At 44.4% G+C, this 23483-nt stretch carries 24 protein-coding genes; 13 read left to right on the top strand and 11 right to left on the bottom strand.

Translation table 11 applies throughout. The features are described from left to right. Nucleotides 1-68 precede the first annotated feature (68 nt). A complete protein-coding gene (locus tag JGK11_RS12910) occupies nt 69-875 on the top strand; it encodes a WecB/TagA/CpsF family glycosyltransferase (RefSeq protein WP_293183711.1) in 807 nt (268 codons plus the stop codon). Nucleotides 876-1075: 200 nt separating this feature from the next. Here the strand turns inward: JGK11_RS12910 and JGK11_RS12905 are convergent, their stop codons facing one another. Beyond that, nucleotides 1076-1351, bottom strand: coding sequence for a hypothetical protein (locus tag JGK11_RS12905; RefSeq protein ID WP_293183709.1), 276 nt, complete (start codon nt 1349-1351; stop codon nt 1076-1078). A gap of 148 nt (nt 1352-1499) precedes the next feature. Between JGK11_RS12905 and JGK11_RS12900 the strand changes: the two genes are divergently transcribed. Continuing rightward, on the top strand, nt 1500-2963 hold the full coding sequence (locus tag JGK11_RS12900) for an Ig-like domain-containing protein (protein WP_293211944.1): 1464 nt from the start codon (nt 1500-1502) through the stop codon (nt 2961-2963). A 377-nt stretch (nt 2964-3340) separates the two neighbouring features. Here JGK11_RS12900 and JGK11_RS12895 read toward each other — a convergent pair whose 3' ends face one another. After that, nucleotides 3341-4279, bottom strand: coding sequence for a class I SAM-dependent methyltransferase (locus JGK11_RS12895; RefSeq protein ID WP_293191965.1), 939 nt, complete (start codon nt 4277-4279; stop codon nt 3341-3343). Between the two features lie 394 nt (nt 4280-4673). Further along, a complete protein-coding gene (locus tag JGK11_RS12890; RefSeq protein WP_293183705.1) occupies nt 4674-5642 on the bottom strand; it encodes a DUF362 domain-containing protein in 969 nt (322 codons plus the stop codon). A 118-nt stretch (nt 5643-5760) separates the two neighbouring features. Here JGK11_RS12890 and JGK11_RS12885 point away from each other — a divergent pair, with 118 nt between their 5' ends. Continuing rightward, entirely contained in the window at nt 5761-5961 is a 201-nt protein-coding gene (locus tag JGK11_RS12885; protein WP_293211941.1) for a hypothetical protein, read from the top strand. Here the strand turns inward: JGK11_RS12885 and JGK11_RS12880 are convergent. Beyond that, nucleotides 5958-6284, bottom strand: coding sequence for a hypothetical protein (locus JGK11_RS12880; protein ID WP_293211938.1), 327 nt, complete (start codon nt 6282-6284; stop codon nt 5958-5960). The genes JGK11_RS12885 and JGK11_RS12880 overlap by 4 nt on opposite strands. A gap of 176 nt (nt 6285-6460) precedes the next feature. Continuing rightward, nucleotides 6461-7912, bottom strand: a complete 1452-nt coding sequence (locus JGK11_RS12875) for an aspartate ammonia-lyase (protein WP_293211935.1) — start codon at nt 7910-7912, stop codon at nt 6461-6463. A gap of 187 nt (nt 7913-8099) precedes the next feature. On the opposite strand from JGK11_RS12875, the gene JGK11_RS12870 reads away from it, so the two are divergent. From JGK11_RS12870 to JGK11_RS12835, 8 genes are all read left to right on the top strand, one after another. Beyond that, complete coding sequence (locus JGK11_RS12870) at nt 8100-8297, top strand: hypothetical protein (protein WP_293183700.1); 198 nt, start codon at nt 8100-8102, stop codon at nt 8295-8297. A gap of 6 nt (nt 8298-8303) precedes the next feature. Further along, on the top strand, nt 8304-8753 hold the full coding sequence (locus JGK11_RS12865) for a hypothetical protein (protein ID WP_293191961.1): 450 nt from the start codon (nt 8304-8306) through the stop codon (nt 8751-8753). A gap of 657 nt (nt 8754-9410) precedes the next feature. Beyond that, nucleotides 9411-11291: a hypothetical protein gene (locus JGK11_RS12860; protein ID WP_293183696.1), complete on the top strand. Its 1881-nt coding sequence runs from the start codon at nt 9411-9413 to the stop codon at nt 11289-11291. A gap of 443 nt (nt 11292-11734) precedes the next feature. Next, the gene (locus JGK11_RS12855; protein ID WP_293191957.1) at nt 11735-13423 is read left to right on the top strand and encodes a DNA repair helicase XPB; all 1689 of its coding nucleotides are present in this window, start codon (nt 11735-11737) and stop codon (nt 13421-13423) included. A gap of 133 nt (nt 13424-13556) precedes the next feature. After that, nucleotides 13557-13781, top strand: coding sequence for a hypothetical protein (locus JGK11_RS12850; protein ID WP_293183692.1), 225 nt, complete (start codon nt 13557-13559; stop codon nt 13779-13781). Further along, complete coding sequence (locus tag JGK11_RS12845; protein WP_293183690.1) at nt 13778-14062, top strand: type II toxin-antitoxin system mRNA interferase toxin, RelE/StbE family; 285 nt, start codon at nt 13778-13780, stop codon at nt 14060-14062. Before JGK11_RS12850 ends, JGK11_RS12845 begins: the two co-directional genes overlap by 4 nt. 182 nt (nt 14063-14244) lie before the next feature. Then, complete coding sequence (locus tag JGK11_RS12840) at nt 14245-14652, top strand: DUF2281 domain-containing protein (protein WP_293183688.1); 408 nt, start codon at nt 14245-14247, stop codon at nt 14650-14652. Beyond that, nucleotides 14639-14968: a type II toxin-antitoxin system PemK/MazF family toxin gene (locus tag JGK11_RS12835; protein WP_293183686.1), complete on the top strand. Its 330-nt coding sequence runs from the start codon at nt 14639-14641 to the stop codon at nt 14966-14968. Before JGK11_RS12840 ends, JGK11_RS12835 begins: the two co-directional genes overlap by 14 nt. A 281-nt stretch (nt 14969-15249) precedes the next feature. On the opposite strand, the gene JGK11_RS12830 is transcribed toward JGK11_RS12835, so the two are convergent. From JGK11_RS12830 to JGK11_RS12815, 4 genes are all read right to left on the bottom strand, one after another. Beyond that, nucleotides 15250-15966 (bottom strand): hypothetical protein, encoded by a 717-nt coding sequence (locus tag JGK11_RS12830; protein ID WP_293183684.1) that lies wholly within the window; start codon nt 15964-15966, stop codon nt 15250-15252. A 142-nt stretch (nt 15967-16108) separates the two neighbouring features. Further along, nucleotides 16109-16717 (bottom strand): hypothetical protein, encoded by a 609-nt coding sequence (locus JGK11_RS12825; protein WP_293183682.1) that lies wholly within the window; start codon nt 16715-16717, stop codon nt 16109-16111. Between the two features lie 64 nt (nt 16718-16781). Continuing rightward, on the bottom strand, nt 16782-17393 hold the full coding sequence (locus JGK11_RS12820) for an SGNH/GDSL hydrolase family protein (RefSeq protein ID WP_293211933.1): 612 nt from the start codon (nt 17391-17393) through the stop codon (nt 16782-16784). A gap of 259 nt (nt 17394-17652) precedes the next feature. Then, on the bottom strand, nt 17653-17988 hold the full coding sequence (locus JGK11_RS12815; protein ID WP_293183678.1) for a DUF4437 domain-containing protein: 336 nt from the start codon (nt 17986-17988) through the stop codon (nt 17653-17655). 194 nt (nt 17989-18182) lie between these two features. Between JGK11_RS12815 and JGK11_RS12810 the strand changes: the two genes are divergently transcribed. Both JGK11_RS12810 and JGK11_RS12805 read left to right on the top strand, forming a co-directional pair. Continuing rightward, the gene (locus JGK11_RS12810) at nt 18183-19346 is read left to right on the top strand and encodes an iron-containing alcohol dehydrogenase family protein (protein WP_293183676.1); all 1164 of its coding nucleotides are present in this window, start codon (nt 18183-18185) and stop codon (nt 19344-19346) included. Nucleotides 19347-19579: 233 nt separating this feature from the next. Beyond that, a complete protein-coding gene (locus tag JGK11_RS12805) occupies nt 19580-20761 on the top strand; it encodes an aspartate aminotransferase (protein WP_293183762.1) in 1182 nt (393 codons plus the stop codon). A 258-nt stretch (nt 20762-21019) separates the two neighbouring features. On the opposite strand, the gene JGK11_RS12800 is transcribed toward JGK11_RS12805, so the two are convergent. Together JGK11_RS12800 and dapF are read right to left on the bottom strand one after the other, a co-directional pair. After that, nucleotides 21020-22162: a hypothetical protein gene (locus JGK11_RS12800; protein ID WP_293196276.1), complete on the bottom strand. Its 1143-nt coding sequence runs from the start codon at nt 22160-22162 to the stop codon at nt 21020-21022. A 483-nt stretch (nt 22163-22645) separates the two neighbouring features. Next, nucleotides 22646-23482: a diaminopimelate epimerase gene (dapF, locus tag JGK11_RS12795; protein ID WP_293183672.1), complete on the bottom strand. Its 837-nt coding sequence runs from the start codon at nt 23480-23482 to the stop codon at nt 22646-22648. Nucleotide 23483 lies beyond the last annotated feature (1 nt).

Below are 23483 nucleotides of genomic sequence, written 5' to 3'. Positions count from 1 at the left end.
ATACAACGTTAAACAAATCCTACAGGAGATTTATGACTGTAACGGCTGTTGGCTTACAGAGGTGTTCTATGATCGATCTCGGGAAAAAGAATGTACTAGGCATATTAGTAAATGCCCTGAATTATGAAGCGGCTGTCAGCAAAATTATTGCGGCAGCCAAGGCCGGAAAACCACTTTCAGTTTCGGCTCTAGCGGTGCACGGGGTAATGACAGGGGTTCTTGACAGCACTCACCGCTATCGGCTCAATCACATTGACTTAGTATTGCCGGATGGACAACCGGTAAGGTGGGCGTTAAATTTGCTCTACAATACGGGATTGCCCGATCGAGTTTGCGGGCCGAATGCGATGTTAGAAATCTGCGAACGTGCGGCCGAAGAAGGATTATCTATCTATTTGTACGGCTCTAAAGCTTCTGTACTGGAGGCTTTGTCTCGCAATCTCTGCCAACTTTATCCCAAGTTAATTATTGCTGGAACTCAGCCTTCTAAATTTAGGCACGTTTCGCCGGAAGAGAAAAAGGAAATTGCGCTGCAAATTCGCAACAGCGGTGCAGCCATTACTTTTGTAGGTTTGGGCTGTCCGCGACAAGAAGTCTGGGCTTACGAATACCGGGATGACATATCAATGCCACTGATTGCTGTAGGTGCAGCCTACGATTTTCATGCGGGAAATTTGGCTAAATCTCCTGAGATTTTAGGTAAGATGGGTTTGGAATGGCTGTTTAGGTTCATGAAGGAACCCCGACGCCTCTGGAAGCGGTATGTTTTGTTAAATCCGCTTTATATCTGGCTGTTTTTGCTGCAAGCTTTCAAATTAAAAGAGTTCGACCCCAAAGACGCCACGCCGCCTGTGGAAGAAGTATTGTATGGTTGAATTTTATCTATTGTGTTGTAAATAGTCAGTTTTGACTAATAAAAAGCCACAAGCCGAAAGTAGAAATAATAAATAATTATTTTAACTGGCAACTTTAAACTTGTGACTATTTAAATCGAGAATTAATGGGTTGTTTTCTGTGATTTTTGTTTTGCTTGCTTTGTAACTTGCTATTTAGATTGCTGAGGAACTAGCAGCCGTCATTGTTCGATCGTTTGGGGGACTTGAACTCGACAGCCAGCACAGTTGCAGCCTGAAGTTATGAGGGCGAGGTCTCCTATTTTGTCAGAGTTGATTTCTGGCAGCGAGGATTGAGTTTCGTCTTGATTTATGTCTGGATTGGCTGATATTTCGCCATTGCGCTCAATGCTGGGATTTGGGGAAATTCGGGTGCTAGCATTAGCGGGATTTACCGCTAAGATCGTTAAGGCTACAGAACCGGAGCAGCCGAGCAAAGTTAGTAGGTTTTTGTTCACGATAACTTTCCTGTAGAGGGGAAAGACATTAGTTTAACAGACTGATTTGAGCCATCGGATAAAATTTAACTTTTTATTTGAGATTGCTTGTTTGTATTGAAACAAGTTTGGCAATTAGTCTAGTCTAAATTCAAACTCTGGTATGTTTGTGGGAAAATTAACAAGATTCGAGCCGATCGACCGCACGGCTGTATCATTGATGGTATTGCTGAGTTTCGCGATCGGGTTTTTGCTTGCTCTGGGCGATCGATCTTTACCGAAAGTGCGCGATTTTAGCTGGGAAAACAAACAAGTAGGGGCGAGAGATACGGCTTTTGTCCTGACTTTCAGCCGCCAGATGGATCGTGCAAGCGTTGAAGCAAACCTGCACGTCGAGCCACCTTTGCCGGGAAAAATTAGTTGGTCGGGGCGACGGCTAGTATATACTTTGATCGCGCCTCCCCAGTACGATCGCACTTATACAATTTCATTGCAACAAGCGCGGGAAAAACTAGGTTCTGACAAACAAGGAAATGCGATCGCACCGTTTGTCAGTCAATTTAGCACGCCCGATCGCGCTTTTGTTTACACTGGCACAGAAGCCTCAGAAAAAGGGCGGTTAATTCTTTACAATCTCACCCGCAAACAAAAAATCATCCTCACTCCTGAAAATTTAGTAATTAAAGATTATAGAATTTACCCAGCGGGCGATCGCATTTTATTTTCTGCTAGCGAATGGTCAAAATATCAGCCTGGTTTGTACGAACAATCCTTGTATGCCGTCACTACAGGCAGAAGTTCCGATCCGGCTCAAAAACCTGGCAGCATTCAGCAGATTTTAGGCAATCAAGACTATGAAAATCTCAAATTCGATCTGTCTGCTGACGGCAAGACGATCGCGATTCAGCGGGCAAAGAGGGGCAATGCAGAGGACATTGGTTTGTGGGTAGTGCGATCGTCGTCCACTTCGGCGGTGCCGCAGCGGTTGTTAAGTCATCCCGCTGGAGAATTTGCGATCGCCCCAGACAGCGCAACTTTAGCCAATCCCCAAGCAGACGGGATCGCCATTTTATCCCTCACACCAAACGTCAAACCTTTAGAGTTCATACCATCTTTTCGGAGAGTGTTCAGCTTCACTCCCGACGGCAGAGAATCGGCAATGCTCAAGTACAATAGCGATTTTACGCAGTCAATCTTTTTAGTAACCAACCAGGGATTGCAAAAAGAATTGATCCGCACCGCCGGAGAATTCCTCAACTGTCAGTTTGATCCCAGAAATCCTCAGCTTTACTGCTTGTTAACCAGGCGCCAGCCCGGAAAAGATTTTTCCGAGCAACTCACCCTAGAAGCAATTAATTTGCAGACATTTGCAGTAAAACCGCTGTTAGTTTTGCCCGACCAAGTGGAGACAAAAATGAGCTTGTCGCCCGATGGGTTAGAATTGCTGTTAGATCGGCTAGTTGTCAAGAAATCGGAACCAGTCGCAGGAGATTTGAGAACAGATGGCGGAAATGCGATCGCCTCTTCAACTCTCATACTTTTAAACTTAAAAAACCCACCGGCATCTACTAATAATTCTCCATCACCCGAAGACTTGCCTTTAAAAGGATTCCGCCCCCGCTGGCTGCCCTAAACAAATCGAGACTCCTAATTTTTTCATGCAGATTGTCTCATCCACCTTATTGTACCCAAAAAAGATCGAAAATCTCATAGGAGCGACGCACCGACAATATTTGAGGAAACCACCCGGAGTTTCACACCGTATGCAGAGCTGGTGAGTCAGGGTAGCATCTCAGTTTGCTTGAATAGTGCCACATCGCTTGCGATAGCTTTATAGAAGCTTTGCTATGTGGGGAAAGTAGCACTAAGGCAAAAAAGACGTAATTGCCCAAGTTAGATGCACCCGTCCGTCATGCGTAAGTTCTGTCTTAGGTAATGGGAAGCCTCGCTTCTGAAATTCTCAAGGTAATAAGAAATTCTCAAAGCCTTATTTCCCTTCCTTCGCTCTTACTATGACTTTTGTACAACAATTCTGACTGAATCGTATTTTTTCTCGTCGGGAGCCAGAAATGTTTTCAGTAGTAACTTCCAAGCTTGGAGTTTACTGTTTGCTTTGGGCTTTACCATCCCAGGAGATTGCCTTGAATCGAGCGCATTCAAAATTTTTCTTTCATCATCGATCCAACCGTTAGTAAATAGGCGATAGTAGCCATTAAACTCGGTAGAAATCACCTCAAATCCCACCTGTTGGCAGATAGCGCGCAAACTGTCCGGTGTGAAGAAATAAAAATGCCTTGGCACATCTAGATGGAGCCATGCAATCCCTGATTCTTTTAGCGCCCTACACGAGTTATTTGGTACTTCCATCACCAATTTGCCGCCGTCCACGAGCAACTCCATGGTATTGCGGAGTGCCAGTACAGGATTTATGGTATGTTCCAGTACGTGGTTCATAATAATCATGTCGTATTTTCTCGACGTGATTTCCGGGGGCAAAGATTCAGCAGTGCCATAATATACATCAAGATTTCGTTCCTCGGCGAAACGCAAAGCTTGTCTATCTGGTTCTACTCCCCAGACTTTGTGACCATCCAATTTGAAGTCTTCCAGCAGTTTGCCATTGGCGCAACCGATTTCTAGTATCGAGTAAGAAGAAGTCCCGAACTGCTGTTTCCACCATTGAGTGGTGACATCTACTCCCTTATCGAAACGCCAAGCTAGATGGGTTCGCAATTTATCGAAGAAGGAAATAGAAGAGGGTGCTTCTGAGTCGGTAAATTCTGCATGGTGAGTATAGTAATCGTCGATGTCGTAGAAGCTCTCAATTTGGTCTAGTTCTGGTAGAGGATGGAGGCATCCAAGTTGTGATTTTTGACACCAGTACAATTGAAATGACTCTTTATTTGCAGGTCTTCGCCAATCACCCGGGATGAATAACCAGGGTTTCATACTCTGTCCCGATATAAGGGAAACTACAGTAGGACTTAAGGGCTTCTGAGTTTGCATTGGAGTTCTCCTTATTTTACAGACTTGATGTACTGATAACCACCGGAGTCGCAGTTTACATCATGAAATCAGTTATCGCAGTTGAAAATTGTGTGTTCTGATACACAGTAGATGATTACCCTAAAATTATGAGGATTCAGAAACAGATTTCTCCGGCATGGTTGTTAGCTTAGCATCTTATTGAAGATAACTCATTGAATTTCAATACTCAGGACAGGTTTTAGTCAGAAATCAGGCTGGGATAGGGTTTGGGCTTTCTCGACAGCTCAAATTTAAACGGTAGAATGAGGGTTTGGGCCACTGCCCAAAAATGTCGAAATTATTGTAACTTGCTTTGTCACTTGTTCGATAAAAACACACTTGTTCCCTTATTTTCTTTGATAAAGCGGATATAAAGGTGCTTGAACACTGACTTAATCACCCGAGGCATCCCAAAGTCGATCGGCATCATATTTTCCGGCAATTTCCAATCGAAAACCTTGAGAGTTTCCGGGCGCAACAGTGGAAAATCGAGTTCCTCCAAATTCGAGCACAGTCCCAATCTCATCGCCGCAGCTACAGTCGGAACCATTGCTGGATCGACATTAATAATTTCCACTAAAGTTCGATCCAAAGCAAACACATCACTGGAGGCGCCCAAAATTCCTAAAAACTTAGGTTCGCCGCCGCTGGGCCCGTTACCTTCGTGACCGATAATGCCATCCAAAATCGTCAAATTTGGGTTAATTGTCCGGGCAGTTTCTACCAGCATTTGACCGAATCTGGCGCTATCTTTGCCGGCTTCCATGTGCCACCAAGCCTTCATTTTCCCGGGCACGCAGCCGAACAAGTTTTTGACGCCCATTGTGACGGTTAATTGAACGTGAGATTTGAGTTTGGGCAGATTAATCACCACATCCGCTTCCATTGCTTCTTTGCAAAGTCGGAGATGATTGAAATCTTGGCTGACTGTTTTGTAACGTTTTCCTTGAAACTCTACTACGGGCAAATTTAGTTCTGCCAACAGTGGCAAATAACCGTTGGCTTTGGCGACACCCATGGCGCTACCAAAAGCCGGACTGTCTCCTAAAAACGGTTTACCACCTGCTTCGATGACCATTTTCGCCACGCAGTAAACTAATTCTGGGCGGGTGACGCATTCTTTGGTAGGGCGAGCACCTGTGAGGAGGTTGGGTTTGAGTAAAACACGATCGCCCGATTTGACAAAAGCTGAGATTCCGCCCAAGGGTGCGAGCAGGTTTTCTAAAGATTTTTGTAGCTTTTGGCGATCGTATGAATTGGCCCGAATTAAACTAACAGAAGACATAATCATTCAGTTGACAGTTGACACTTGACAGTTGACAGTTGATAAAAGAAGGAAGAGGATTGGAGTAATGAATCGTGTTATTTTAATTTCTCCCGATCGGGGAGAGGCTTTAAACTAATTGTTTCTGGGAATCGGGAATTGGGAATTGGGATTTGGGATTTGGCGATCGGGAATTGGCAGGAGAAATGGATTATTAGTATTTTTACACTTCGTGATTACCAATTACCCATTACCAATTACCAATTACCAATTACCAATTACCAATTACCCATTACCAATTACCCATTACCAATTACCCATTACCATCAACCAAGTTTAAGTAGACATCGGCAATCTGCCAGAAGCAGCCCGCTGCATGGTACTAACTCGCAGGGAGTTAGGGAAAATTCCTTGACCTTGAAGTTCTGGGATAGCAGGTTTAACTTCCACTTTCACCAATCGGGCCGTGCAGATAAAAACCGTTTGATCGACTAGATGAAAAGTCAACCAAGGTTGATTTAACAAATTCAGCACTTCCTCTTGAAAATCTTGTGCAGGCATCGGAATAGTAAAGGTTTCCGTGTGACCTTCCACATAATGAAATGTCACTTGAGTGGTGTTCTCTTTATCTTGAGTTACTTTGCCAAAGGAACCTGCGCGCATAAATATTGCTCCCAAACTTTAGAGTTGAAAAGATTAAGATGGCGGTTGAAACCGCGTCTAAAGAAACCTAGGCGTTAGATAGGACGTACGGTTGAAACCGCGTCTACACAAACGAAGTCCACCTGCGTGGTGTAAAGAAAATAATTTAATTTTAACCGCCCGGCCTTCAACCCGCACTAGAAGGGTTTTGTTTTTATAGACGCGGTTTCAACCGCCCGGTTTTCTGGCATCGCACTCATTTTCTCCAAATCGAGAACTGTTGCCAAGTCTTCTGCATTCATTAAACCGCGTTCCAGCACAATTTGCCGCAAAGATTTGCCGGTTTCGAGAGATTCTTTGGCGACGGCGGCGGCGTTGAGATAGCCGATGTGAGTATTGAGGGCGGTAACGAGGGCGAGACTGCCTTCTGCGTAGGCGAGACATCGATCGCCATTGGCTTCAATTTTGTCGAGGCATTTGGTTGTTAGGGCGCTGATGGTGTTGCCCAAAATTTCGATGCTGTGAATTAGATTGTAGGCGATTAGGGGCATCATTACGTTCAATTCTAATTGTCCTGCTTGGGCACAAAGGGCGATCGCGCTATCGTAACCCATGACTTGAAAACACACCATCGATGTCATTTCTGCCATCACCGGATTGTATTTCCCAGGCATAATTGAGGAACCAGGTTGCACGGGAGGCAGTTGAATTTCCTTGAAACCTGTTTTTGGCCCGGAATCCATCAAACGCAAGTCGTGGGACATTTTAACGCAATCCTGAGCGAGATTTCGGATGGCGCCGGAGACATTGACAAACGGCGCCATACTCTGCATTGCTGCCATTAAATGCGGTGCTGGTTTCAGAGGTTTTTGGATTAATTCCGAAAGAATTTGAGCGACTTTTTCGCAGTATTCTGGGTGAGTATTTAAGCCAGTTCCTGCGGCACTTCCGCCCAATCCCAAGGATGTCAAATCGCCGGAAGCAGTGGTAATTCTGGCGCTGTGCTCTCTAAGAATCTGTGCCCAAGCGCGGAAGGTTTCGCCGAGTCGCACCGGGACGGCATCTTGCAGGTGAGTGCGGCCGGATTTGACGATATTGTGGAATTCTACGGCTTTTTTGTCCAGGGATGCGATCGCCTGCGACAAAGCCGGGAACAAAGTTTTTTCCAAAGCCAACAATCCGCCAATCCGAATTGCAGTTGGAATCACATCATTGGTTGATTGACCGTAGTTTACGTGATCGTTGGGACTAACGCGCTTGTAGTTACCTTTTTCATCGCCCATAATTTCCAAAGCGCGATTGGAAAGAACTTCATTGACGTTCATGTGGTGAGAAGTTCCGGCACCTGCTTGGTAGACATCAACGACAAATTGATCGCGCAAATTTCCTGCTAAAACTTCATCAGCAGCTTTAATCAGTGCTGTGCTGATATCTTCAGGAATGCAGCCGAGTTTACCGTTAGCTATGGCGGCAGCTTTTTTAATTAAAACGCAAGCATCGACGTAAGTTGATAAAGGCTTGATACCGCTAATTGGAAAATTTTCAACGGCGCGCAGAGTTTGGATGCCGTAGTAAACAGTAGATGGGATTTGTTTGTCTCCCATCGAGTCGCTTTCGGTGCGGTAGGTGATGGTTGGCTGTTGAGTCATATCGTCTGGTTTGTGATAATTAGGAAGTGTACAATTTTTTGGGTAACACCACGCTGCGGGTGTTTTTACTGTACCGCACCCGCTGGCGACTGTGCAGTAATGCTTCAACAGTTGACAGTTGACAGTTGACAGTTGACAGTTGACAGTTTGAGAGCGACCTCTACCTAGAAGGAAGAGGATTGGAGTAATGAATAGTCTGATTTTTATTTCTCCCGATCGGGGTTACGACTTTCAACCAATTCTTTCTGGTAAGTTGCGATCGCCTAGAATTATCTCACATCTCGGGGTTCCCTCTCCAATCAAGTTGGCGGTAAGGGCGATCGCGCGCACACAGCCCCAGTCAGCTATAATCCTACAAGTAAACAAATTTCACTCTTACTGTTAAACTCCCATGAGAACACCAGCAAAAAGTTTCAAATTCCCGCTCAATATTTTGACGATCGGCTTAAGTGCATCCCTGATTTTTCCAGCTTCAGTAAAAGCCATATCCAGCATGGTTTCCTCCCCAGCAACTTCCGAAAAACCTGCCGTTTTAATGGCTAAGGTTCAGCAGCGAATCCAGTTCAAAAAAGGTACTAATTCAGCGGAAATCAAAGGAGGAGTAGCGCGCGGCACTGTTAATACTTATTTGATTAAAGCTAAAAAAGGGCAAAAGATGAAGATCGAGATCCAATCCCTTGAAAAAAATGCTGTTTTTAACATCATAGACCCAAATACAAAGACGATAGTTAAAGAATCAAAAAACTGGTCTGGAGAATTGAGCCAAACAGGAGACTATGAAATAGCTGTCGGTACAGAAAGAGGAGGTGCAAGTTACAATATGTCAGTGTCGATCGAGTAAGTAACCACACAAAATTAATTACATAAAAACTCCTTTGTCGGCAATGGTTTCAGTTAGTCGTAGGGTGTGTCGCACGAGAACAATCCCTAAATTTCACGCCATATCTCATGGCGACGCACGTTACACATTGGGTGGACCAAACAAACCATACAATATAATTGTTCGTTTTGCTGATAAGAGGCTCAGTTTATAAGGTGCGTCCCTTTGAGATTGTCCATTTTTTTGAGGGGAATCAATCCCAAATCGAAAATCTAAAATCCTCTCTTCCCCCAAATTTATCCGTGGGGTCAATCTAAAATCTAAAATCTAAAATCTAAAATCGATTGACTTGTGGGATGGTGCCCAGAGTCCGTCCGAAAATTTGATTAAAAGGACTTTTGCAAGAAGTCTAAGGTGCGTCGCTTTGAGATTGTCCATTTTTTTTGAGGGATTGTTAATGGCGACGCACCCGACTACTGTTGAACCGGGTAATTTTAGGGTGGTAAATATTCCATTAAAATTTAAAACAAATAATCTATACACCGTTCCGGTTCATCGTACCGTAACTGTTTAACCAAATTTCTGGATTTTGTAACAAAAGTTCAAGCTTTGCATCCCGTAAAGTTGTTATATTTGGGTTGCAAAAACAATTTTGAAGCGGGCGCATTGTCAAATATTATGTCGCGTTACCAAACCATAAATAACCTTGTTAGCCTCCAACAGGCACTCGAAGGAATAATTGTTGACGATTTAAAAAAGCTCAAAGCATTATTACCAGATCCTCGTAAATTAACCCGTAAAGCAGATCTGGTTGATGGCATTAGATCGCAATTGCTGGGAGAGAACCTTCGGAAGGTGTGGGCGAAATTAGACAACCTTCAAAAAGCGGCTGTATCTGAAGTTATACATGGGGAGGATGGTATTTATTTTCCTGAGATATTTAGCGCAAAATACGGAGAACCAGCAAATTTTGGAACAAGCGATCGCTATGGAACTAACAGAGAACCATCTCTGCTATGCTTGTTTATTTATGGCAGGCAGATACCCTACGATTTAGAAGAAGAATTGCTCAAATTCGTTCCAGAACCAAAAGAAGCCACGTTAGATGATGCTGGTGAAACAGTAGGAAATCATGTGAAACTCCGCGTTCAAAGATATAACTATAGTACAGAAAAAAAGGAGACAGAAGAATACGATATTCCCTTGGCTTCTTGTGAAACACAGTTGGCAGCTACAAAGGATTTTGCAGCCGTTTTGCGTCTGATTCAGTCGGGTAAAGTTGCGGTTAGCGATAAAACTGCTTTACCTACTGCTGGAAGTGTAAAGGCGATCGCCTCTATATTGCAAGGCGGTGATTTTTATAATGAGGAACAGCGTCAAATTAGCCTAGCCAAGGATAGCGACTACGATGATGAAGTATTCGCTGAAATCGGTAGCATCAAGCCCTTTGCTTGGATAATGATAGCGCAAGGGAGCAAGTTCGCGGAACGATCGGGCAAAAAGCTAGTTTTGACGAAAGCGGGACTGAAAGCTTTACAAGAATCACCCGCCAAAGGTTTACAGACAGCATGGAAGCGCTGGTTAAAGACAAAAGTCTTTGATGAATTTCGCCGCATTGATGCGATCAAAGGACAAACTGGGAGGGGTGCAGGTGGCATTACGGATGTGACGTGGCGGAGAGATGCGATCGCCTCTGTGCTCGCAGAATGTCCTGTGGGTAAGTGGGTTATGTTTCATGACTTTAGCCAATATCTAGTCGCAACGGGCCATAGGTTTGAGGTGACGGAGGAACCTTACTATCTGTATATTGGTGAACCTGGGTATGGAAACTTATCAGAATTGAGTGGCGACAGTTGGCGGATTCTGGAAGAACGATATATGCGGTGTTTTTTGTTTGAGTATGCTGCTACTTTGGGAATCATTGATGTTGCATATGTCGATCCGTTACTCATACCATCCGATTATGACTATCTTTGGGGAACGGACAATCTGGAATTCTTGAGTCGTTATGATGGCTTAGTATATTTTCGCTTGACGGCTTTGGGGGCTTATTGTTTGGATTTGACGGATAAGTATATTCCGCCAGCAATTGAGGTTCGTCAAACGCTGCGGGTATTGCCGAATCTAGAAATTATTGCGGCGGGAGATGGTGTCGAGACATCTGATGCGATCGTCCTGGATATCTATACTAAGAAAGTTTCGGATGTTGTGTGGCGACTCGATCGCCCAAAAATCTTTGTAGCCATTGAAAACGGATATCCATTAGCCGAGTTTACAGAGTTTTTGGACGCCCGGAGTATTGAACCGCTGCCGCAAACTGTGCAACAATTTCTGACGGATGTTACAGAGCGATCGAATAGCGTGCAAGATATAGGTAGTGTCAGGTTGATCGAATGTACTACCGCCCATATAGCATTGCTGATTGCCAATGATTCCCGTACTAAAAAGTTCTGTCAGTTGGCGGGCGATCGCACTTTAGCGGTTCCATTGGGCCAGGAAACGAAATTTCGCACCGCCCTGCGACAAATGGGTTATGTCTTACCCCAGTCGGATAAATAATACACCTGATATTATGAGTATCAACAATCGCGCGAAAACCTTTGTATCTTTCGTTTATAGCCGAGGCAAGATCCCCCTAAATCCCCCTTAAAAAGGGGGACTTTGAGCAGCATCCTGCCCCCCCACAAGAGTATTTGTAGGGTGCGTCGCTGGCGATAAATCCCTAAATGCGATCTACAATCTCGATCGCGACGCACCTTTCACATAGACTGGAATAAATAAACCAAACATTTCTCTTCCTTCTTCCTTCTCCCCTCTTTTTACCCTGATCGAACTCGAAGGGATTTTTTCCTTCTATCAACTATCAACTATCAACTGTCAACTGCCAACTGTCAACTATCAACTATCAACTGTCAACTGCCAACTGTCAACTGCCAACTGCCAACTGTCAACTGCCAACTGCCAACTGTCAACTGTCAACTATCAACTGTCAACTGTGAATTATGAGTTATGTTGCTGAAAATGCTTTAATCGTGCAGAGCGATCGCTCAATTTTACTAGAAGTTCACGCCCCTACAGCGAAATTAGCACGAGAAGCGATCGCACCTTTTGCCGAATTAATCAAAAGTCCCGAACACATCCACACCTATCGGATCACGCCCTTGAGTGTGTGGAATGCCAGGGCGGCGGGAATGTTAGTTGAATTGATGATCGCAGCGCTGCGAAAGTATGCTAAATATGATATTCCCGAATCGGTAGCGCAGGAAATTGAACTACTCGGTACGCGCTACGGATTGACGGTAATTGAAAGGATTGATGCGGAAAATCCCAATTTACAACTGCGGATTGTCGATCGCCCGCTGACGGAGTTGTTAGTGCGGGACGATCGCGTAAAACCGCTGTTAGGTAAGCGGATTTCGGATCTTTGCTTTCAAGTCGATGCGGGGAATCGCGGTGTACTCAAACAAGCTTTGCTAGCAGTAGGTTATCCGGCGGAAGATTTGGCTGGATATATCGAGGGTGCCGAGTTGGCGATTGCGTTGCGCGATCGCACTTTAGGAGGCGACTTACCCTTCAATTTGCGCGCCTATCAAAAGGAAGCCGTAGAGGCATTCTATCAAGGCGGAGAGGTTAGAGGTGGCAGTGGGACGATCGTCCTACCGTGCGGGGCTGGTAAGACGATTGTGGGGATGATTGCGATGAGTTTGGTGCAGCAAAAGACACTGATTCTTACCAGCAGTTTGACTTCGGTGCACCAGTGGCGCAGGGAAATATTGGACAAGACGAGTTTAACTGAAGATGCGATCGCCGAGTACAGCAGCAACAGCAAAAAAACGGCTTCTGTAACTCTCTCGACTTACCAAATGCTCAGTTATCGATCGACTAAAGATGATGAATTCCCCCACTTCGAGTTATTTAACGCGCAATCCTGGGGACTGATTATCTATGATGAAGTTCATCTATTACCCGCACCGATATTTCGGATTACCGCCGACTTACAAGCGCGACGGCGGTTAGGTTTAACTGCGACATTGATTCGCGAAGACGGGAAAGAAGGCGATGTTTTCACGCTAATTGGCCCGAAGCGCTATGACGTACCTTGGCGGGAATTGGAAGGACAGGGATTTATTGCTACAGCTAATTGTACCGAAATCCGCGTCGCCCAAAATGAGGCAGAAAAAATGGAATATGCCCTAGCGCCGCGCCGCAGTCAGTTTCGGATTGCTGCGGAAAATCCGGGTAAGTTGGATGTGGTGCAAGGTTTGTTGCAAAAGGAGGCGGGACACCGTATTTTAATTATTGGTGAGTATCTCGAACAGTTAGATGCGATCGCCCTAGTTACCCAATTACCTCTGATTACGGGGAAGACAAAACAGGTTGAGCGCGATCGGTTATACGAAGCATTCCGTCACAAAGAGATTCCCGGATTAATTCTATCTCGCGTGGGCAATTTTGCCGTCGATTTACCCGATGCCGATGTGTTAATTCAAGTATCAGGTAAATATGGTTCTCGCCAAGAAGAAGCGCAGCGCCTCGGACGAATTCTCCGCCCGAAATCTGACGGACACACTGCGAGTTTTTATACATTAGTGTCGCTACAAACTTGCGAGGAAGATTTTGCGCGACACCGCCAACTGTTTCTGACTGAACAGGGCTACAGTTATACTATTGAGGTTCAAGGCGATGGTTAGTTGGCTTGGCAGGATAGACCGGGTGCATCTCATTTTTGCAAATATACTCGTAGGGGCGAAGCCCTTCCCAAATTGAGATGCACCCATCGATTAAGTTAAGCTATAATAGACTGATTGCAACCTTAACCTAAACATGACTCAAGCTGAAAAGACTTCTATTTTTCAAAAAGCAATAGATACCGTAGAAGCTCTCTCGCCTGAAGAGCAGAATATGCTGATCGATATCATTCAAAACCGTCTTAAGCAACAGCATCGCGATGAACTATTGAAAGCAGTTGCCGAGTCAGAAAAAGATTATGAAATAGGCAATGTGCGTCGAGGTACAGTTGCCGACTTGATGGCGGAGTTAGATGAGTGAAAACTTTAATTTGGAGTTCAGCCTTTACTCGTGCGCTCAAGCGTTTAGTTCGCCAAAATCCGCAATTGCGCTCTTTAGTTGAGCAAACATTACAACAACTTGCTGAAGAGCCATTTGCTCCTACTTTACGGACTCATAAACTCAAAGGAGATTTATCGGATAGATGGTCTTGTTCCATTGACTATAGCAATCGAATTGTGTTTAAATTTGTTCATAATTCAGATACAGATGAAGCAGAGATTTTACTGCTGACTCTTGGCTCTCATGATGATGTTTACTAAGTTTTATGAATACAGCCTCTAATTGCTTGGATGATTATGAAATGCTGGATGACTGTATATAACTGCTGATGGGATAGGATTTTAGCGATCGAAATTGTGATCGGCGTGATTTGCAAACATGGAACTACAAAACTTGGCTGCGTGATAAATAAACCGATCAACGCTTAAGGAAGGTAATTGAAATGTCAGAAACAATCAATTTTGAGCAAGCCGTGTTAGAGAATCTGCGACAGTTGCCAACTGAGAAACAAGAAGAAGTCCTCGACTTTGTACAATTCCTCGTGCAAAAAGCGTCACAGAAAAAGCAGTTATCCAGCGAAAGTTCTGAGTCTAACAATTCGCCAACAACCGCACCTACTCTCAAGCTCTCACTTACAGAAATTGCTAGGTTGCCGATCGCAGAACGCCATAAAATACTAGCACCATATATAGCAGCTACAGCCGAAGATTTTTTGACTTATCCTGAATTAACGGAGTTTTCGGTACTTGATGGCGAAGAATCTTTAATTGACTCAGCTATTACTCGCAGCCACGAGGCTTTTTTGAACAGCTACGCACCCGAAGACGAAGGACTTTATGATGACTATTGAATCGGGTGATTTTTGGGTAGCAAATATTCCCTTTACAGGTGGCGCAGGCTCTAAAAAACGTCCCATACTTTTATTGTGGTTGGATGGCGAGGATGTGGTAGCAGCAGCCGTCACCTCTGCAAAACCCCGCAGCCAAACTGATGTATTTCTTAATGATTGGCAAGCCAGCGGTTTGCGTATTGCTTCAACAGTGCGTTTATCTAGATTAGATTGTTTGGAAAAGTCTTTGTTGCTGGCGAAAATCGGACAAATTTCTCAAGCAGATGCAGAAGTAGTGAAACGAGTTTGGGATTTGTATGTTAAGCCTCAATTTTAATGATAAAGCGATCGCCCTTACAACTCCCTCAACCCAGGCCCAACCACAATACTTAATAAAAACTTTACAAAAGTTACCATGTTGCCCAACACGAGTTAGAGTTATCCTCTAAAATCCAGCAATCCTGCAAAGCGTCAACCTTCCAGTCACTTACGATGTCACATTAGCCAGATGTCCCGATTTATTGATACTCGACTACGGCTTAATTAAAACAGCGCCGCAAAAGACATCAAATAAATGTTAAGCAGCGCAACATATCTAAATCTAGTAAAATTTGACATCTACCGATATCTGAGTGAAAATCGTCTTATTTCATTAGCAGCTTCTTGCCGTAGATTTATTGATTCAAGCCTACCTAGCTCTTGCCACACCACATTAATAGGCATAAGTACGCCATTATTCACTTGAATAGTAGGGTATTCACAACCTGGATAATCTTCTCTAATAACCCAATCACCTTTTACTCTGCGTCGTATAACCTCTCCTACATAGGCAACTAGATTATCGTATAAATCAGCTTGAAGTTTTTCAAATCCATAACTTTCAGCCTTGCTAGATACAATGTCTAAACTTTTGTATGAATAATCCAACTCCTCATCCAAAATATCTAAATAAATTGTTAACTCATTAATCAATTCATCAACCTTGTTAACAAGCTGTAATTTGTTTTTTGAAAAATATATCCAATGACTTACAGAATTACCCCGGTTATTAGCATAGTCATCCCTCACCTTCTGTGTCCATCGAATTTTCCTCACAAAATATTCTTTAGAGTAAATATCTCCTCTACCAGGAATTGAAAATCCTTTGGGATCGAAAACAAATAGAAATCTATCATTTGATAACTCATAAATTTGAGGCTGATTCTTGTATCCAGTGCTATATGTCTCCTCAAAGAACTTTGTAAACTCCTCATGCAGTCTTCCCTCAGATTCTATTAATTCCTGAACCTGATTTCTTTTGAGCCGTTTCGCATTAAGAGATTTCTTCTTTCCCATTTTGATAATAAGTTTAAATGCAACTAATAGCCTAAGTCAAAATAATTGAGCAATTCGTAAACAGTATTTACTGTTTTTTGGCAGGATTCGCAAAAAGTTCTGCACAAGTTGAAAACTCTATTTGATTTATCCGTCAAAAATCTCAATTCTCAAACCTTACCATCCAAACTAAAAAACCCAAAATTTGCTCTACTGGCGGTAAGGAGTAAATATTCAGGTCGATGGTTACTTCGTTTCCAATAAGCTGAAGAAATTGCCATTGGAGACCATTAGTAACACAACCATAGAGGGTAGGTAAAGGTTTTTGTTTAGCTTCATTAAATTTCTGTGCCGCCACCATTTCTGCAACACACTGACCAATTCCTGTTTTTAAATCTGCCTGTTTTGCCTCTACAATAATAATGGCGGGTGCTTCAATTGCTAATTGTTCTGTGGAACAACTGATCAAAAAGTCGCAGCGTCCATTCAATCCCAGAGATTCGTCTACGTTGAAATCTTCCCCAGAGAACAGACTAATTTGACGGTTGACAATGCGGCGAACCTCTACAAGCACAGGGCTAATAATTAGCTCCGATCTGGCTTTTTCGCTGCCTGTAGCTACAGCAAGTGGCAAGGTTTCTTCCAGAGTTGCCGCCAGACTAATACTGGGTTGGATGGGGGCAATTTTAGGGAGAAATCTGATTCCTTCTACTGTGGTTAAATTGAAGGCTTCTTTAACCTTGCTGATGGTTGTGAATTGACTGTATGGCATATTTTTGTGGCTCTCATTAACTAATATATTGTTTCTGTGTCAAAAATGAAATTTTATACATTTTCTATTTCTGTACTTTCTTCTGTTCCATTGTATTGAGCAGTTGCGACAAATTCTGATTGAGAATTTCATACCCTTGTTCGTTCAAGTGTAGTTCATCGCTTCTATATTTCGGTAATATCATTCCCTGACTATCGCCAAGAATAGGGAATGTATCGAACACTATGATTTTCTCTCCAGCTAATGTAGCGATGTAAGTATTGACTTCTTTAATTGCCCGACTTATATCATCAGACCAAAAAGGCTTGCGTTCTAGTGGCACTTCTCCGACTGGGAAAATAGTAGTCACGATTACTACTGCACCTAGATTCTTAGATTCTTCGACAATTCGTTTAATATTTGCTTGACAATTGGCAACGATCGCATTTCTGCTTTCAGGAAACAAGGGAATGGTTTTCAGATCGTTGACACCAACTTGGATAATTACGATTTTGGGTTTTAAGGAACTCACATGATAGGCAGGCAAATCTCTCGATCGCCTGAACAGAGGTTTGAGAACCAATTCCCCGGTTAATAAACTCATATTCACCGAGATTCGGTGATGTCCAACTGGCGGCCCTGGAGTCACCAAAGAAAACCACACGGGTTTGCTTGGTATTAGTAACTGGCTGGGCATCGATCGGATGGTTGTTCAATCCCAGAGGATCTAAACGAGTTTGATTGAGTTCGCGATAATACTGTTTGGCTCGACCCAAAAGCAGAATATTTAGGAAAATTGAACTTCCTAGCACTAATAAAAGAGCGATCGACAGAATAGTAGGTTTGCTCACTGCCATGTTTTTGGAATTGCGCTGCAATTTAATGTCATATCTTAGGAGAACTCAATATCGATATACTAGCGATATTTAGCTGCATAGCTATCCATTCATCCTAAGTTATGTTCCTTCAAATTCTCCCATTGCTCCCAGCCGAATAGTGATTAACTCTACATCGGTTAACGCTTCATGCGCTCCTTGTCTTGTTCCTTTTGGGGTTGTCCAAAAGCATCCCGCTTCACACACCCGATCGCCCGTTTTAAGACTACCCGAAACGACGAATACATACTCATCAGCCGGATGAGTATGAACTGGAATAATTGTACCTTGCTTCATCTTCAAGCGATGAATCGATCCTTGCGGCACAGGCTCAGCTAATACCACCCAACTTGTCCCAGGAAACACCGATAAATCAGCGAATTGTTGTGTGGATAAGTCTTGAAAACTTTGAGTCATAGGTTTTATTCTCGCCGTGCTGTACATTCATTATACCGATCGCCCTTACAACCCCCCCCAGCCCATGCCCAACCACAATACTTAATAAAAACTTTACAAAAGTTACCATGTTGCTCAACACGAGTTAGAGTTATCCTATAAAATCCAGCAATCCTGCAAAGCGTCAACCTTCCCGTCACTTATCCAGTGGTTCGATGACTCACACCCAAAGCACCAAAACCGCCACCCCTACTGCAATTTATTCCTTGACAATTGCTCCCGCCTGTGTATTGCGCGGTCAAAACGCTCTATCACAAGCCGGAAATGCGATCGCCCGTTTCGGAAAGCGGCCCCTAATAGTCGGCGGTAGCAACTCCCTCGCCGCCGCCCAACCCTACCTGCAACCAATCCTCGAAGGCAGGGCGAGCCAGGGGGCATCGCCCCTACAATCCGCGCAAACAGCCTACGGCAAGGATTGCAGCGAAACCAGCCTCGAAACCCTCCGCGCAGCCGTCCAAACCCACAAAGCCGACTTCATCATCGGCGTCGGCGGCGGCAAAGCCTTGGATGCAGCCAAACTCCTCGCCCATCAGTGCAAAATGGCGATCGTCACCATCCCCACATCAGCAGCCACCTGCGCCGCTTGGACAGCACTTTCTAACATTTATTCCGAACAAGGTGCGTTCCAATACGATGTCACATTAGCCAGATGTCCCGATTTGTTAATACTGGACTACGGCTTAATTCAAACAGCACCGCAGCGGACATTAGTAGCAGGAATTGGAGATGCGATCGCCAAATGGTACGAAGCATCAGTCAGCAGCGGACACTCAGAACAAACTCTGATAATTTCTGCCGTCCAACAAGCTAGAATCCTGCGCGATATCCTGTTCCAAAAAGCAGCCGCCGCCCTCAAAGAACCAGGTAGCGAAACCTGGCAAGAAGTCACAGACGCCACCGTATTGCTAGCAGGAGTAATCGGCGGAATTGGCGGGGCCGGGTGTCGCACCGTTGCCGCCCACGCCGTCCACAACGGCCTAACTCATCTATTAGCAAGTCACGGCACATTGCACGGCGAAAAAGTTGCCTACGGCATATTAGTGCAACTGCGGCTAGAAGAAATTCTGCAAAACAATCAACTAGCAGCAACCGCCAGACAGCAACTGCTAAAATTCTACGCCGAGATTGGATTGCCTCAAACTTTAGACAACTTAGGACTCGGAGACGTTAGCCTCACACAATTGCAGCGCGCCGCCGAAATAGCCTGCCATCCCAATTCGGACATCCACAGACTGCCATTTAAAGTTGTTCCCGAACAATTAATGGCAGCGATGGTTTCTACCACCGCACCTGTGGGAGAATTGAAAATCAAGAATTAAAAAAGTTTGTAGTAAGGACTTTAGTCCTTGAAAGGTTGCCCTAGAAAGCACTGAAATCCTTACTACTAACCAGGCAAAATCCGATGTTTTCTACCGCACAACTTGTGAGACAATTAAAAATTAATAATTAAAACAGTTTGGAGTAAGGACTTTAGTCCTTAAAAAACTGTGTGAGAAAGGACTTCAGTCCTTACTACGAACCCGAAAAACAACTAATAACTGATACACAAAAAATGACTTTGGATTGGATTAGCCCTGCTGACAGGTTGCAAAAACTACCGCCCTACGTATTTGCCCGTCTCGACGAACTCAAAGCCCGCGCCCGCGAACAAGGACTAGATTTAATAGACTTAGGAATGGGAAACCCCGACGGTGCGACTCCGCAACCGGTAGTAGAAGCCGCCATCGCAGCTATCCAAAATCCTGCAAATCACGGCTATCCGCCCTTTGAAGGAACTGCCAGTTTTCGCCGTACAATTACCAAATGGTACAGCCGCCGCTACAATGTTGAACTCGATCCAGAAGGGGAAGCATTACCTTTATTGGGTTCTAAAGAAGGTTTAGCGCATTTTGCGATCGCCTATATCAATCCCGGCGACTTAGTATTAGTACCGAGTCCCGCTTATCCCGTATTATTTCGCGGCCCAATCATCGCCGGTGCCAAAGTTCACAACATCATCCTCAAACCAGAGAATGACTGGGTAATTGACTTAGGTTCCATTCCCGACAGCGTAGCCGAACAAGCCAAAATACTCTACTTTAATTATCCCAGCAATCCGACCGGAGCAACGGCCCCCCGCGAATTTTATAAAGATATTGTTGCTTTCGCACACAAACATCAAATTTTGTTGGTTCACGATTTGTGTTATGCGGAATTAGCCTTTGACGGCTATCAACCGACAAGTTTATTAGAAATTCCCGGCGGCAAAGAAATCGGAGTTGAATTTCACACCATGTCAAAAACCTACAATATGGCCGGCTGGCGAGTCGGTTTTGTAGTTGGAAACAGCCGGATCATTCAAGGTTTGCGAACTTTAAAAACTAACTTAGATTACGGCATATTTTCTGCCTTGCAAGCAGCAGCAGAAACAGCGTTGCAATTACCAGATAGTTACTTGCACGAAGTGCAGGAACGCTACCGCACTCGCCGCGATTTTATGGTTGCAGGATTGGCAGAATTGGGGTGGAATATTCCTAAACCTCTGGCTGCAATGTATCTTTGGGTTCCTTGCACTCAGGGCATGAGTTCGACAGATTTTGCCCTGAATGTTTTGCAGCAAACGGGTGTTGTTGTGACTCCTGGTAATGCTTTTGGGCCTGGTGGTGAAGGATATGTGAGGGTTAGTTTGATTGCAGATTGCGATCGACTGGGAGAAGCTTTGCGCCGTTTGAAACAAGCAAACATTCGCTATTAATTACTGGTTACTGGTTATTGGTTATTGGTTAGTTGTTGGTGATAAGCTGCTCTGCATTTAAATTGTATATCAAAAAAGACTCAAAATCTTGTGGGGTGTCCCGCCTGCCCTGAATATGCAATAGACATCTCCAGAAAAGCCAGTTTTGAACAGGCAGGATGCTTGTTCCACAAGAATTATTGGAGATGTCTAATTTAAATGCCCAATTCCCAATTCCCAATGCCCAATTCCCAATTCCCAATTCCCAATTCCCAATGACTATAACGTTTTAATTTGCTCGATCGCCCAGTTGAACGTTTCCATAACTTGCTGGAGGGCAAATTCGTCTTCCAAAGTAGATAAAGCCAGACTCGGCGACCTTCTCTCGCCCGGTTCTGTAGGTAGCGAAAGACCGATCGAACTTAGCTTATTTCTCAATTCCAGCCAATTTTTTTCTGCATTAAATGGCGGTTGGGAACCGTAATTGTCAGCAGAAATCTCCATTCTGCCAGCAATATCTACAGTGAATAACTGATATGGTTTTCTGCCTCTGTGATGCAACCCGGCGGCGAAACCGCCGTAGGTGTCCCCCGTTCCCCAATGGATTTGAATTTCGGGTTCTTGACTTTTTGCCCAAAGGTATATAGCTCTTGCCATTTGCGCCTCGTCCGCGCCTTGTCTAGCTTTGATTTCCGCAAAAAATGACGATTCATCCCAGCGCCTTCTTTCGCGCATTGCGTTGGATTTTTTATGCTGTGCTTCGGCTGTCTGACCGATAACTCTGGGAACCAAGGTTTTCAAACCATCTTCACTTACATATTGCTTAATTTCCAGGGCCAAAACTTCAAGCGGGTCCATTTGTTCGTTGAGAAATTCCACAACTCGGCGCATTTCAGCGGAAATCTCGTCTGCTACAAATACTAAGCGAATTTTACCGGCTTGCAAATTAGTTTTAACTTTCTGCCAAAATAGGTCTTCATTAGCATCCGCACCGAGAAACTCTTCAAAAATCTGTTCGGGATCGCGACCCCGATCGCGACAATTGGCTTCAAACAGAGCAATAATTGAATCTATTGGCCAGTAAACCAACGCATTAGCAGCATAGTCGATCGACTGACCTAAAACTTTTTGCCGGAGTGCAGCATTAGGAGTGCGCCTGACATCCACCAAAGTAGGAACTGCATTTTGGTCGAGAAACAAATGATCCAGCGACCATTGGACGGCAGTTTCCTCATCGGTGGGCACTGATTCCCGTGAAATTAACAGCCACTTCCGCGCCGTCGCGCGATCGATTTGATCTCCGGCAATCAGATTAGGATAAGTTACAAGCAAGTCTTGTAACTGGTCTTCCGAGTCGTAGGGCTGTTCCATCATTTCTACCAGCCTGTCGTCGTCCTGAATCAGATAAATACCTCCAGCCATGCACATCCACCTACTTAATTTTAGATTTTAGATTTGAGAATTCAGGCTTAGTCAGTTGATAGTTGACAGTTGACAGTTGACAGTTGACAGTTGTCATTAGTCATTAGTCTTCAGCCTATGATATCGTTTTCGGTTGCATCGGAATTATGTAGTGCAAGCGTCCATAGCGAACGATTGGTTCCCGAGTGAGACGCTCGCACGCTCCATCATTCAAATATATTATTCCGATGCTACCGGATTTGATATGACTTCACAAGGCGCAAGGCATTAGTCATTGAGCATTCTTGATAATTAAAGAATTAAAGAAAAATTTGGAATTTAAGAATTTTTCTTGTTTGTTAATTCCACAAAAAACTCCTTTTGAGCAATGACCAATGACAACTGTCAACTGTCAACTGTCAACTGTCAACTGTCAACTGTCAACTGTCAACTGTCAACTGTCAACTGTCAACTGACAACTGTCAACTGACAACTGTCAACTGACTACTGACAACCAGTAAATACTCGCTGTGCTGGCCCAGTCATGTAAATCCGCCCAGAAACTTCTGCCCATTCGATTTCCAAAACGCCACCGGGGAGTTCAACAGCAGTTGTCCGATCGCACTTTCCGACCAACACCCCAGCCACCACAGCAGCACAAGCACCAGTCCCACAAGCTAGAGTAACACCTGCGCCCCTTTCCCACACCCGCATTTTTACGTAGTCCCGTCGTATCACTTGAATAAATTCGGTATTTATACGCTGCGGGAAGGCTGGGTGGTGTTCAAATTGAGGGCCGAGAGTTTCCAAAGCCACAGCCGAAACATCTTCTACAAACGTAATGCAGTGAGGATTTCCCATGCTGACACAGGTAACAGACCAAGATTTATCAGCAACTTCGATCGGCACATCTATCACTTTGGCATCTGGCGCCGCCAAAGTTGTCGGAATTTCCGCAGCCAGCAACCGGGGAAGTCCCATATCCACCTTAACCTGACCGTCCGATCGCAATTCGGGGCTAATCACACCCGCCAGAGTGTGGATGCGATACTCAGTTTTTGCCTTCTCACCTTCCAAATCGGCGATAAACTTAGCCAAACAGCGAATCCCGTTGCCGCACATTTCCGGTTCCGAACCGTCGGAGTTAAAAATCCGCATCGTATAGTCAGTGCCGTTTTGACCCGGAAGAGCAAAAATCACGCCGTCTGCGCCGATCCCAAAATGTCGATCGCACATGGACACAGCTTGTTCTGGTGTTAAAACTGGTTCTGAGGAGTGGCGGTTGTCAATCAGAATAAAATCATTGCCCAGTCCGTGATACTTCGCAAACTCGATCGACATA

The sequence above is a fragment of the Microcoleus sp. PH2017_34_RAT_O_A genome, assembly GCF_020737885.1.
Classification (GTDB): domain Bacteria; phylum Cyanobacteriota; class Cyanobacteriia; order Cyanobacteriales; family Microcoleaceae; genus Microcoleus.
The sequence above is the reverse complement of the archived record's forward strand: the minus strand, read 5'-3'. Positions and strand labels throughout refer to the sequence as shown.

Excerpts from the sequence above, each read along its gene's own strand:
- JGK11_RS12910 (WP_293183711.1), top strand. The coding sequence starts at position 69 with ATGATCGATCTCGGGAAAAAGAATGTACTAGGCATATTAGTAAATGCC.
- JGK11_RS12895 (WP_293191965.1), bottom strand. The coding sequence starts at position 4,279 with ATGAAACCCTGGTTATTCATCCCGGGTGATTGGCGAAGACCTGCAAAT.
- JGK11_RS12890 (WP_293183705.1), bottom strand. The coding sequence starts at position 5,642 with ATGTCTTCTGTTAGTTTAATTCGGGCCAATTCATACGATCGCCAAAAG.
- JGK11_RS12880 (WP_293211938.1), bottom strand. The coding sequence starts at position 6,284 with ATGCGCGCAGGTTCCTTTGGCAAAGTAACTCAAGATAAAGAGAACACC.
- JGK11_RS12875 (WP_293211935.1), bottom strand. The coding sequence starts at position 7,912 with ATGACTCAACAGCCAACCATCACCTACCGCACCGAAAGCGACTCGATG.
- JGK11_RS12870 (WP_293183700.1), top strand. The coding sequence starts at position 8,100 with ATGAATAGTCTGATTTTTATTTCTCCCGATCGGGGTTACGACTTTCAA.
- JGK11_RS12865 (WP_293191961.1), top strand. The coding sequence starts at position 8,304 with ATGAGAACACCAGCAAAAAGTTTCAAATTCCCGCTCAATATTTTGACG.
- JGK11_RS12860 (WP_293183696.1), top strand. The coding sequence starts at position 9,411 with ATGTCGCGTTACCAAACCATAAATAACCTTGTTAGCCTCCAACAGGCA.
- JGK11_RS12855 (WP_293191957.1), top strand. The coding sequence starts at position 11,735 with ATGAGTTATGTTGCTGAAAATGCTTTAATCGTGCAGAGCGATCGCTCA.
- JGK11_RS12850 (WP_293183692.1), top strand. The coding sequence starts at position 13,557 with ATGACTCAAGCTGAAAAGACTTCTATTTTTCAAAAAGCAATAGATACC.
- JGK11_RS12840 (WP_293183688.1), top strand. The coding sequence starts at position 14,245 with ATGTCAGAAACAATCAATTTTGAGCAAGCCGTGTTAGAGAATCTGCGA.
- JGK11_RS12835 (WP_293183686.1), top strand. The coding sequence starts at position 14,639 with ATGATGACTATTGAATCGGGTGATTTTTGGGTAGCAAATATTCCCTTT.
- JGK11_RS12830 (WP_293183684.1), bottom strand. The coding sequence starts at position 15,966 with ATGGGAAAGAAGAAATCTCTTAATGCGAAACGGCTCAAAAGAAATCAG.
- JGK11_RS12825 (WP_293183682.1), bottom strand. The coding sequence starts at position 16,717 with ATGCCATACAGTCAATTCACAACCATCAGCAAGGTTAAAGAAGCCTTC.
- JGK11_RS12820 (WP_293211933.1), bottom strand. The coding sequence starts at position 17,393 with ATGCCCAGCCAGTTACTAATACCAAGCAAACCCGTGTGGTTTTCTTTG.
- JGK11_RS12815 (WP_293183678.1), bottom strand. The coding sequence starts at position 17,988 with ATGACTCAAAGTTTTCAAGACTTATCCACACAACAATTCGCTGATTTA.
- JGK11_RS12810 (WP_293183676.1), top strand. The coding sequence starts at position 18,183 with ATGACTCACACCCAAAGCACCAAAACCGCCACCCCTACTGCAATTTAT.
- JGK11_RS12805 (WP_293183762.1), top strand. The coding sequence starts at position 19,580 with ATGACTTTGGATTGGATTAGCCCTGCTGACAGGTTGCAAAAACTACCG.
- JGK11_RS12800 (WP_293196276.1), bottom strand. The coding sequence starts at position 22,162 with ATGGCTGGAGGTATTTATCTGATTCAGGACGACGACAGGCTGGTAGAA.
- dapF (WP_293183672.1), bottom strand. The coding sequence starts at position 23,482 with ATGTCGATCGAGTTTGCGAAGTATCACGGACTGGGCAATGATTTTATT.